11 protein-coding genes and 1 tRNA gene are annotated in these 11392 nt (G+C 55.0%); 8 read left to right on the top strand and 4 right to left on the bottom strand.

Features of this window, described 5'->3' with window-relative positions; all coding sequences use genetic code 11:
• Positions 1-74: 74 nt before the first annotated feature.
• Positions 75-160: transfer RNA gene (locus B142_RS0100350), tRNA-Leu, on the bottom strand.
• 229 nt (positions 161-389) lie between these two features.
• Between B142_RS0100350 and B142_RS0100345 the strand changes: the two genes are divergently transcribed.
• Together B142_RS0100345 and B142_RS0100340 are read left to right on the top strand one after the other, a co-directional pair.
• Positions 390-929 carry a YbhB/YbcL family Raf kinase inhibitor-like protein gene (locus tag B142_RS0100345; protein ID WP_018119548.1) on the top strand — a complete coding sequence of 180 codons (540 nt, stop codon included), beginning with the start codon at positions 390-392 and terminating at the stop codon, positions 927-929.
• Between the two features lie 23 nt (positions 930-952).
• Positions 953-1369, top strand: a complete 417-nt coding sequence (locus B142_RS0100340) for a hypothetical protein (RefSeq protein ID WP_018119547.1) — start codon at positions 953-955, stop codon at positions 1367-1369.
• Here the strand turns inward: B142_RS0100340 and B142_RS0100335 are convergent.
• Together B142_RS0100335 and B142_RS11410 are read right to left on the bottom strand one after the other, a co-directional pair.
• The gene (locus B142_RS0100335; RefSeq protein WP_018119546.1) at positions 1366-2541 is read right to left on the bottom strand and encodes a quinone-dependent dihydroorotate dehydrogenase; all 1176 of its coding nucleotides are present in this window, start codon (positions 2539-2541) and stop codon (positions 1366-1368) included. The genes B142_RS0100340 and B142_RS0100335 overlap by 4 nt on opposite strands.
• Positions 2541-3638: an NHL repeat-containing protein gene (locus B142_RS11410; RefSeq protein WP_026167697.1), complete on the bottom strand. Its 1098-nt coding sequence runs from the start codon at positions 3636-3638 to the stop codon at positions 2541-2543. The genes B142_RS0100335 and B142_RS11410 overlap by 1 nt, the downstream gene beginning before the upstream one ends.
• Positions 3639-3799: 161 nt before the next feature.
• Between B142_RS11410 and B142_RS0100325 the strand changes: the two genes are divergently transcribed.
• The 6 genes from B142_RS0100325 (at position 3800) to B142_RS0100300 (ending at position 10481) form a co-directional block, all read left to right on the top strand.
• Entirely contained in the window at positions 3800-4627 is an 828-nt protein-coding gene (locus B142_RS0100325) for an undecaprenyl-diphosphate phosphatase (protein ID WP_026167696.1), read from the top strand.
• Positions 4628-4648: 21 nt separating this feature from the next.
• Entirely contained in the window at positions 4649-5905 is a 1257-nt protein-coding gene (gene mshC, locus B142_RS0100320) for a cysteine--1-D-myo-inosityl 2-amino-2-deoxy-alpha-D-glucopyranoside ligase (protein ID WP_018119543.1), read from the top strand.
• Positions 5906-5923: 18 nt separating this feature from the next.
• On the top strand, positions 5924-6196 hold the full coding sequence (locus B142_RS0100315) for a phosphoribosyl-ATP diphosphatase (RefSeq protein WP_018119542.1): 273 nt from the start codon (positions 5924-5926) through the stop codon (positions 6194-6196).
• Positions 6197-6233: 37 nt separating this feature from the next.
• Positions 6234-7079, top strand: coding sequence for an ATP phosphoribosyltransferase (gene hisG / locus B142_RS0100310; RefSeq protein WP_018119541.1), 846 nt, complete (start codon positions 6234-6236; stop codon positions 7077-7079).
• 115 nt (positions 7080-7194) lie between these two features.
• A complete protein-coding gene (gene aspA, locus B142_RS0100305) occupies positions 7195-8736 on the top strand; it encodes an aspartate ammonia-lyase (RefSeq protein ID WP_018119540.1) in 1542 nt (513 codons plus the stop codon).
• Between the two features lie 80 nt (positions 8737-8816).
• A complete protein-coding gene (locus B142_RS0100300) occupies positions 8817-10481 on the top strand; it encodes a formate--tetrahydrofolate ligase (protein ID WP_026167694.1) in 1665 nt (554 codons plus the stop codon).
• A 55-nt stretch (positions 10482-10536) separates the two neighbouring features.
• On the opposite strand, the gene B142_RS0100295 is transcribed toward B142_RS0100300, so the two are convergent.
• Positions 10537-11385 (bottom strand): RecB family exonuclease, encoded by an 849-nt coding sequence (locus B142_RS0100295; protein ID WP_018119538.1) that lies wholly within the window; start codon positions 11383-11385, stop codon positions 10537-10539.
• Positions 11386-11392: the final 7 nt, after the last annotated feature.

The following is an 11392-nucleotide window of genomic DNA, read 5'->3' as shown; positions in this document are numbered from 1 at the left end:
TATCGCACTGAGCAAAAAGAAAAATCTCGAGACATCATCTAAAGATTAGAACGATGTCTCGAGACAACACAGTGTGCCCGGAGCGGGACTTGAACCCGCACGTCCGTTAATAGGACACTGACACCTCAAGCCAGCGCGTCTGCCATTCCGCCACCCGGGCAGGGTGCAATAAAAAGTATCCGCAAGACTTAACTTCCAAAGAAGGCCCGTCTGCTTAACTTTTAACTTGGCAACGCTGACTTACTATAATAGGCGAGGATAAATAATCGCAAACCTGCAGGTCGATAAGCTAAATCTCGTTTATTATCCTCGCCCAACGGAACCGGGTTGGTTTAGTTTCTGGTGTTATAAACCAGAGAATTCTGCTGCATTCAGGTACAAATGGAGTTATGAGCGATTATGCAAACGATTCCCGTTTCCCTGGACCCGATCCATACGCGCCACTGAATGATCTTCCTTCATTCACGCTGACGTCTACCGATCTTGTCGACGGCGACGAGATTCCCGAGAAGTTTCGTGCACCGAGCAGCGAATCACCGCAACTTGCGTGGTCCAATCTGCCGGAGGGCACCAAGTCTTTGGCAGTTACCTGCTTTGACCCAGATGCACCCACGGCGTCCGGTTTCTGGCACTGGGCCGCCTTCAACATTCCGGCTGACGTCGCCGAGTTGCCCACTAATGCTGGTGCCGCAGAAAACTTGGGTATCGACGGCGTCAAGTCGCTGACCAACGATTCCGGCGAGCGCACCCACTTCGGAGCGCAACCACCAGAAGGTCACGGCCCACACCGTTATTTGTACGCGGTGCATGCGGTAGACACTGAAGAATTGGATATTCCTGCCGATGCAACACCTACCGTGTTGGGCTTCAACCTGCATTTCCATGCAATTGGCCGCGCAATCCTGTGGGGTTGGGCCGAAACCAAGTAAGAAGACCACTATGCTGTTGGATTATGGCAGCGAAAAACTCTTCTTCGAAAAACCCTCAACCCGCTGAACGCGAAGTTACTGTGCCGCTGGCTTTGCGGGCTGGCGGCGCTTTTCTTGCGCTTGCGGTGACGCTCGCGATTTTTGGTGTCATCGCGTGGCTTTCCGATGGCTGGGCGGTTCCGTTTGCTGTCACCCCAGCCTTTTTAGGAATTTGTGCGGCAGCCGTATTATTCGGAGCTTTTGCCACCGTCAATCGCGCGCAAAAACCCAGTGTGGCTCAGGTCGTCGCACTTTCTGTCGCAGTAGCACTCATCATCGCTAGCCAGTTCTTAGCAAATACGGCACTGGGTTTTATGGGGCAGCATTGGTTATTCATGTACGCAGTGTTGGCCCTCGTGTGCGCACTGGTTTTGCGCCGTTCGATCATGCCGAAGGCTTAATTATCACGCCATTCCAGCCCAGATCCGACAGCCGCAGAGATATTGTCCAGGCCATGCACATCAAGTTGGCGTAGCAGCCCACGGTGGATATTGGAGATCCAGCCCGGACCACCATAAATCAGACCGGTATACCCTTGTAGGAGACTCGCGCCTGCCGTGATGCGCTCCCAGGCTTGTTGTGGCGTGGTGATGCCACCAACCGAAATCAGGACGAGCTTGTCGCCAACGCGATTATGCAGCCTATGCAAGATTTCGAGGGAACGCTTCGCGACGGGCGGGCCAGAGATTCCACCGTTACCCGCGGCCGCAACCTCAGCAGCGGAAGTGTGTAGGCCGTCACGCGAAATCGTAGTATTTGTCGCGATAATGCCCGCCAGACCTAATTCCACCGCGAGGTCTGCACACGCATCGACATCAGCGTCGGAAAGATCAGGGGCAATCTTCAACAGCACTGGGCTGGTGCACACTTCTTTTACGGCTTGTAAAATCGGTCGCAATGATTCTACTGCCTGCAAATCACGCAGCCCAGGCGTGTTCGGCGAGGACACGTTAACCACCAAATAGTCCGCAGCCGATCCCAGGACAGAAGCGGAGCGTCGGTAATCATCGGCGGCGTTTTCCACCGGAGTCTTTTTCGTTTTCCCGATATTGATACCAATGACACCGCGCTGTGCAGTCTCGCCACTAGTAACATGTCCACGCAGATTCTGCGCTGCTTGGGCTGCGCCTTCGTTATTAAAACCCATGCGGTTGAGGATCGCGCGATCCTTTTTCAAACGGAACAAACGCGGCTGTGGGTTTCCCGGCTGCGCGGCAGCAGTGACAGTGCCTAATTCCGCATAGCCAAAACCGATAGCCGACCACGCTTTGGCGGCACGCGCGTGTTTATCAAACCCTGCAGCTAATCCGAGGGGGCGGGGGAAGTGCACGCCGAATACCTCTTGAGCAAGGCGGGGGTCAGTAGTGCTGAATACCGTCGCCAGCCCTTTCCGGAGCAATCGGGAAGAATTCACCACGGCCATCACGGTGTTGGCACCGTGATGTATACGTTCCGGATCTATGCGGAACATCGCACGCAACGCTGCGCTATAAGCCACGTTGTAAGTCGCCGAGCGAAGGCTGGTGGCCGCCGAGCGCATCGTTGTACGTGCTTGCCCAAATTGTGGAGCCATTACTGTGCGTTCTCCTCAGGTTGTTCGGATAACTCTGGTTGTGCCACCTCAGGCTGGGTGATGACTTGGATACCGTGCCCGGTCGCTGAGGCCAGCACGAGCGTCCCATCATCGGTGACCACCAGCGACTGCGCGTCGGCAAGAGTTTTCAGTTGGGCGGCTTGCTGCGGGATACCGCTAGAAATACGGAAGGCAGTCAACAGGTTGTGCTTAGTGGATGCCGCCCACGCCAGATCCCGTTCGCTATCCCAGGCAACAGACCACGGGCCTGCTGGTACAGGCGTGGTCTGGTGCAAACGGATGACATCTAGCGCGGTATACACTGCCAGTTGATCACCCCGGGTATCTGCTGCCAAAACAAGCCCCTCATCACCGACTGCGATGTCGCCGACTCCAAGCCCCACGCGGAGGGTGCCGCCGCCGCGCTCATTACGCCAGTCCAGGTTTTGGATTGTGGTGTCCTCACGCCACGTACGTACCAACTGTTCGCCGTGTGATGCTGACTCCACATGCACCAGTTCATCAGTAGGGGCAGCCGCGGTAAATGTAGACATGACCTCACCACGCGGTGAAACGATTGCTACCTCTGCTGATTCGTCGGAAGCAACCACGAGATCGCCATTGTTCATCCGCGTTGCGGCAGTAACTGGAAATTCAACCTCGGGCGTAATCTCCTCGCCGTCTGGCTCACCGGCGGAGAAAACGTGCACAGAATCACCACAAGCCAGAATGAAGTGTTGTTCAGTAGCTGTAAGCTCACCACATTCTGCGGCAATATCGACGGTGGTGCCGGCGTCGGCAAGCTCATCAACCGTTCCCAGCCACAGCGAATCATCCGTGCGCAGGGCCAGATTCTTGCCGACGACTGCCATATCCGAAACCGCAGCGAACTCGGGCCGCGTAATGGCCTCACCAGCGAGTTCTGTGGCATCCGCCTGATCCGAGCTTGGCACCGGGGTGGCCTTTCCCATGTCTGGGACGTCTGCACCCGGTAACGCCGGATTATCCACACAAGCAACCAGAATTGCGCTGGTTACTACGGCACAAGCAGAAAATGCATAGGGACGAAAATGCGCCGACCGAAATCGAATATTCACAGCTGCTTAGTCTATCAGCGCAGGCTAGTGCCACCGAACGCTACGGCACGAGGGGAGGGGTTGCCGACGGGTATAGTCTGGTAGCCGTGATTACGAGCGATTTAGCCACCGGTACTGCCAGCCACGCGGCTGAGGCCACAGCAGCAGCCGACGCGGTAGATATGACGTGGATCCAGGTCATTGTCTTAGCCATCGTCCAAGGCTTAACTGAATTTCTCCCCGTATCATCGTCCGGCCATCTGCGGATCTTCTCCGAGTTCTTCTGGGGCGCCGACGCAGGTGCGTCTTTTACTGCCGTCATTCAATTGGGCACGGAGATCGCCGTCGTGATCTTTTTCTGGCGCGAAATTGTCCAGATTGTGCGCGGTTGGTTGCGCGGGCTCGTCGACAAGAGCTCCCGTGCTGCGGACTGGAAAATGGGGTGGATGATCATCGTCGGCTCCATTCCGATTGGCGTCATCGGCTACCTTGCGAAAGATTTCATTCGCGATTCCCTGCGCAACTTGTGGATTACCGCAGCCGTGCTGATTCTGTTCTCGTTTGTGTTTATCGCGGCGGAGCGTTGGGGTAAAAAGACTCGTGGCAGTGGTGAGCTAAACTTCCGTGATGCCATCATCATGGGTGTGGCGCAATGTCTCGCGCTGATCCCCGGGGTTTCGCGTTCCGGCGGCACGATTTCCGCCGGTCTGTTTTTGAACCTGGACCGGGAAGTAGCCACTCGCTTTAGCTTCCTGCTGGCGATTCCCGCTGTCATGGCATCCGGGCTATTTTCGCTTCCCGACGCCTTCGGCCCGTCCTCCGGGCAAGCCGCGAGTGGCGTGCAGCTAGCCGTCGGCACATTAGTGGCTGGCTTGGTTGGTTATGCCGCGATTGCTTGGCTGCTGAAGTTCGTCGCCAACCACTCGTTTGCATGGTTTGCCGCCTATCGTATTCCACTGGGATTGCTGGTCATGCTGTTATTGGGGTTGGGAGTTCTGCAACCAGTCTAAACAGCATTACAGTAGAGGCTTATGAAATCTTGGCCTTTTCCGACTGTCCCGACCATTCCAGCACGTCACGGCAACCCTGTGCCGCTCAAGCTTTATGACACCGCGGATCAACGCATCCGCGAGGTCAGCTTCCACAACCCCGAGGGGCCTGCCGGAATGTATGTCTGCGGTATTACCCCTTATGATTCAACGCATTTAGGGCACGCAGCAACCTATCTGACTTTCGACCTGGTGTATCGCGCGCTATTAGACAACGGGCGTTCAGTACATTTTGTACAAAACGTCACGGATGTCGACGATCCTCTCTTCGAGCGTGCCGAACGTGACAACCAGGACTGGCGCGAACTGGGCGAAGAGCAAACTAATTTGTTCCGCTCGGACATGGAACAGCTAGGAATTATCCCACCGCACGATTTCATGTCAGTCTCGGAAACCGTCAATGAGATTATCGATATCGTCGGACGCCTGCTTGACCAGGGCAAGGCTTATGTCATCGATGGTGAATACCCGGATATTTATGCTCCGATCACCGCTACTGAGCAATTCGGCTATGAATCGAACTTTAACCGCGAGGACATGATGGAAGTCTTTGCAGAGCGCGGTGGGGATCCGGAACGCCCCGGTAAACGTGATGAACTCGATGCCCTGATTTGGAAGGCCGAGCGGGAGGGCGAACCGTCCTGGGAGGCGCCATTTGGTCGCGGCCGCCCGGGTTGGCATATCGAATGTGCGGCTATCGCTGCGAACCGTTTGGGGGCGCGCTTCGATATCCAGGGAGGCGGTTCGGACCTGGTTTTCCCACACCATGAATTTTCCGCAGCCCACATCGAAGCAGCATACGACGTCGATCGTATGGCAGGCCATTATGTCCACGCCGGAATGATCGGGTTGGATGGCACCAAGATGTCGAAGTCGTTGGGCAACTTAGTCTTTATTCACAAACTCACTGCCAATGGACACGAGCCATCTGCGATCCGCGTGGGCGTGTATTCCCAGCATTACCGGAGTGACCGGGATTGGTCCGATGAGGTGTTGGCAGAAAGCGAGCAGCGTCTTGCTTCTTGGCGGGACGCTGTGCAACAGCCTGGCGATTTGAAGCACGCAGAAGGCCTGGTGCGCACAATTCGTGAGCGCATCGCGGATGATCTCGATTCACCTGGCGCATTGCGGGCTGTTGACGCCTGGGCAGAAAATACCCGCGGCGGTGACAATGATCCGCAGGCCGCCGAACTTGTTGTCTCCGCGCTCGATGCACTGTTTGGTATTTCACTCCGGTAACACAGGTTATGCCCTAGAATGGCCGTCGTGAAGAATTTTGACGAGTTGCATGCAGAACTTGCCCAGAAAGCACAGCAGCGCCCCGAAGGATCGGGGACTGTCCAAGCCCTTGATGCTGGCGTGCATCACATCGGCAAAAAAGTCATTGAAGAAGCCGGCGAAGTCTGGATTGCCGCGGAATACCAATCAGATGAGGAACTGTCGGAAGAAATTTCCCAGTTGCTCTACTGGACACAGGTCATGATGGTCGCCCGCGGTCTTAATCCAAACGATATTTACCGCTATCTCTAGTCAACATTTTGCACAACTCCGAGGCTAATAAACTCTCATGATCAAAATCGCTGTTCCCAATAAAGGATCGCTTTCCGACGCTGCACAATCCATTTTGAAAGAAGCAGGGTACAAAACCCGCGGTTATAGCAAGGCATTGGCGGTCGCCGATACCGAGCACGACATCGAATTTTTCTTTCTGCGCCCGAAAGACATCGCCATCTATGTCGCTAACGGCCAGCTGGATCTAGGAATTACCGGACGTGACCTAGCTGCGGATTCACGGGCAGCAGTCGACGAGGTATTGCCGCTGGGGTTCGGTGATTCTCGTTTTTTCTTCGCTGCGCCAAATAACGAAGACTGGAAGGTTGAGCAGCTCGCTGGAAAGCGCATTGCGACGTCTTATCCGAACTTGGTGCGCGATTACCTGGCGCAGCGCGGTATCGACGCGGAAGTTATCCGCTTGGATGGTGCGGTAGAAATTTCGATTAAATTGGGCGTTGCCGATGCCATCGCCGATGTGGTTTCGACGGGTAATACCTTGCGCCAGCAGGGCCTGCAGGCATTCGGGGAGCCGATTATCGAATCCGAGGCAGTGGTCATTGCACGCCGCGGGGCAGAGATAACCGCCGAACAGCAGATTTTGCTCTCCCGGATTCAGGGAATTTTGCATGCACAGAATTACGTGATGATTGATTACAACATCTCGCGTGACAACCTGGACGAAGCTGCGAAATATACCCCGGGTTTGACTGGCCCAACGGTATCTCCGCTGGCACGCGAGAACTGGGTAGCGGTGCGCGCGCTGGTTCCACGCAAGCAAGCAAATAACCTTATGGATCAAATTTCTGCGGTGGGCGCCGAAGCTATTCTGGCTTCCGATTTACGCATCGCGCGTATGTAGTTCCGCAGGTACTCTGGGGGAGGCAACGGGCACAAAGCCGCCCTTAGTAATTGTTGTCCTCACTAATTACAGCACGAATTATGGCGTAAACACGCGCAAAAGGAGTGACTCTCAGATGGCGAAGAAGTCGGACGAAAGCACAGAAAGCAGCAAGACGAAAAACGACGCTAACGCAGCTAACAAAGCGGATACGAAATCAACTAGTTCGTCGGGTTCACAATCAGCGACCTCGAAGAAGAAAACTCGTATTGAACACGATCTGCTAGGCGAGATGGAAGTTCCCAACGATGTTTATTATGGCGTGCACACAATGCGCGCAATCGATAACTTCCAGATCTCATGGGTAACCATCAACAATGTTCCCGAGTTCATTCGCGGCATGGTCATGGTGAAAAAAGCCGCGGCTATGGCCAACCGTCGTCTGCATACGCTGCCGAAGAAAAAAGCAGAAGCCATCATCTGGGCCTGTGACCAGATCTTGGAAGAAGGCCGGTGTATGGACCAATTCCCGCTCGATGTTTTCCAAGGCGGCGCCGGAACCTCGCTCAATATGAACACCAACGAGGTTGTTACCAACTTGGCTCTGGAGTACCTGGGCGAAGACAAAGGTGCCTACGATGTCATCAACCCCAACGACGACGTCAACATGTCACAGTCCACTAACGACGCATACCCAACCGGTTTCCGTTTGGGCCTGATTGCGGTTCTGGATCGCTTGATCGACCAGATTGGTAAATTGGAACAGTCGTTTACCAAGAAGGCGCATGAATTTTCTGACATTCTGAAGATGGGCCGTACCCAGCTGCAGGATGCCGTTCCTATGACCCTTGGCGACGAGTTCCGCGCTTTCGGTGCCAACTTGGCAGAAGAGCAATCGGTATTACGCGAGGCTCAGGAGCGCCTGTTGGAAATCAACTTGGGCGCCACGGCAATCGGAACTGGGGTCAACACTCCTGCGGGATACCGGCACCAAGTCACCGCCGCACTGTCGGAGGTTTCTGGCCTGGAATTGAAGACGGCCCGTGACCTCATCGAAGCAACCTCGGACACCGGCGCCTACGTGCTGGCGCATTCAGCAGTCAAGCGTGCGGCCTCCAAGCTGGGAAAGATTAGTAATGACTTGCGCTTGCTGTCCTCGGGTCCTCGTACTGGCTTGAATGAGATCAATTTGCCGGAACGTCAGGCTGGTTCATCAATTATGCCTGCGAAGGTCAACCCGGTGATTCCGGAAGTTGTCAACCAAACCGTCTTCAAGGTATTCGGTAACGATCTCACTGTATCGATGGCTTCTGAAGCAGGTCAGTTGCAGCTCAACGTCATGGAACCAGTCATGGGTGAGGCACTGTTCCAGTCCGTACGTATCTTGGGCAACGCCGTGGATGCTTTGCGCGAAAAATGTGTCGAGGGTATCACCGCAAATGCGGATGTGTGCCGTGAGTACGTAGAAAACTCCATCGGTATCGTCACGTACCTGAACCCGCTGATCGGCCACCACCAGGGTGATCTCATCGGTAAAGAAGCAGCGAAGACCGGCAAGTCCGTCCGCGAATTGGTGCTGGAGAAAGGGCTGTTGGACGAAGAAACCGTCGACCGCGTTTTGTCCAAGGAAAATCTGATGCACCCAGAATTCCGCGGCAAACTCTATTTGGACGACTAAAAACACCAGGCTGAGACCAGCGAGTCGTACCACGAATAGAATGCCCATCACTGAGGCCCACAGCGGCTACAGTGGTGGGCATGAGTTCTATCCCAACCGATGTTGAAATCGCGAATAATCATCAGTTAGAGCCAATCACGGACATTGCACACAAGGCAGGCATTCCTGCTGAGGCCCTAGTTCCGTATGGCGAAAAGAAAGCCAAGATCGATACCAGCAAGCTCGATTGGAGCCGGGAAAACGGCAAGCTTGTGCTGGTCACCGGTGTCTCGCCTACACCAGCCGGCGAAGGGAAATCGACCACGCTGATCGGTCTCACCGACGCGCTGTCCCAAGCCGGTAAGAATGCCATGGTAGCCATCCGCGAACCGTCGCTGGGGCCTGTCATGGGTATTAAAGGCGGGGCTGCCGGGGGTGGTTATTCCCAGATCGTGCCCATGGACGAGATCAACCTGCACTTCAACGGTGACTTTCACGCGATCACCTCCGCCAACAACACGCTGGCTGCCTTGATCGATAACCATATTCACCAAGGAAATGAGCTAGGCATTGATCCACGCCGCGTCACGTGGCAGCGCTGTGAAGACGTCAATGACCGCTCGCTGCGTTCCGTCGTCACCGGGCTGGGTGGCCCAGGCAATGGATCCCCGCGGGAATCTGGATTCACCATTACCGCGGCCTCAGAGATCATGGCCATCGTTGGTCTGTCCACTGACTTGGCCGATTTGCGTAAGCGTCTCGGCGATATCACCGTCGGCTACAGCTATGACAAAAAACCGGTGACTGCGCGGGAACTCGGCGCAGATGGTGCACTGACGGTGCTGCTGAAAGACGCACTGCAACCTAACTTGGTACAGACGCTCGGAGGAGTCCCAGCACTGGTGCACACCGGCCCGTTCGGTAATATTGCCCACGGCTGTAATAGCGTTCTCGCGACAAAAGTCGCGCTGAACCAAGCCGACATCGTGCTGACAGAGGCCGGGTTCGGATCTGACTTGGGCGCCGAAAAATTCTTCGATATCAAGGCCCGCCACGCTGATTTGAATGTCGATGCTGCCGTTGTCGTCGCTACGATTCGCTCACTGAAATTCAACGGTGGCGTAGCGAAAGCTGACCTCGAAGAGTCTAATGTGGACGCTCTGGCAAAAGGCGTGGCCAACCTAGAACAACATGTCAATAACGTGCGTCAATTCGGCGTAAGCCCGGTAGTGGCGCTGAATATCTTTGGTTCGGACTCCGCTGAAGAAATTGCGTTTATGCATGACTGGGCGCAGAAGTTCGATGTGGATCTGGCTGAATCCACCGTATTCGCTCATGGCGGTGCCGGTGCGAAGGACCTTGCAGAAAAGGTGTTGGCAAACCTCACTGGTCAGAGCACTACGCTGTATGACCCTGCGAAGGGTGTGGAGGAATCAATCGCAACCATCGCACAACAAGTCTACGGAGCAAGCAACGTCGAGTATTCAGTTAATGCGCGCAAAGACTTAAACTATTTGCGTGAATGCGGCTGGGATCAATTGCCGGTCTGTATCTCGAAAACGCAGTATTCCTTCAGCGATGATCCTTCCCAGCTTGGTGCACCGAAAGGGCATACGCTGCACGTGCGCAAGTTATTGCCGCGTACCGGTGCCGGATTTGTCCTGGCTCTGACTGGTGAGGTGATGACCATGCCTGGACTGCCGAAGCGCCCGGCGGCAGAAGCCATCGATATCAGTGACGACGGCGTCATCAGCGGTTTGTCGTAACCTCAACAAATTCACGGCCTGCGGATGCGCCGGGGGTAAGTCAGCAGCCCGTGGATTAATCGGCGGTTGATCCAGGCCAGCCGGGATACGGGGGAGGAGTTCCCCCGAACTCCGGGCAAAGTTTTTGGTGCGGGCACCATCCGCATAGCTTTGAGGTCTTGGTGCGGAAGTGTCCGCTACGGCCATCTCTTTCAATCTTGGCCCATAATTCTCCCAAGTCCCGCTCGAAAAATTCGAGTTCTTCTTGGGAAGGCGCAAGCACCATATCGTCGATAACCTTGATATACATCAGCCGTAATTGGTGCGGGATGGTCTCTCGCAGGCGCCAGTACACCAGCGCGTAAAACAGCATTTGAAATCGCGCGTTGTGGGAAAACCGGGGGATTGGCTTCTTGCCGGTTTTGTAGTCGACCACGCGAACTTCACCCGTTGGCGCTTTATCCACGCGGTCAATGAACCCACGCACCGGAACACCATTAGGCAGCACGGTATCGACATACATCTCCACCGATTCCGCATCGAAACCTTGCGGGTTTTCCATCTGAAAATAGCCTTTTACCAGGCTGCGGCATTCCACCAAGAAATCATAGGTTTCTGCGTCTGGTACTAAATCTATAAGCTCATCGTCGGCAGAACACATCTTGTCCCAATTCGGTTTGAGCATTTTCACCGCGGAGGGGTAAGTGCGCTCATGAGCGGGCAGCTTGTGCATATCCTCTAAAACTGCGTGCACCAAAGTACCTTTGACCTGGGCCAAAGTTTTGGGTTCCGGCAATCTATCAATCGCGCGCAAACGGTACAACAACGGGCACTGTTGATAGTCGCCAGCCCGCGATGGTGACAACGCTAGTGGTTTCGGTTTTCGAGAACTCTGGGAATTTTTCGGTGTGCTCGTGGTGCTCATAATGTAA

This window comes from Corynebacterium propinquum DSM 44285 (assembly GCF_000375525.1).
Lineage (GTDB): Bacteria > Actinomycetota > Actinomycetes > Mycobacteriales > Mycobacteriaceae > Corynebacterium > Corynebacterium propinquum.
This window is presented reverse-complemented; position numbering and strand designations above follow the sequence as displayed.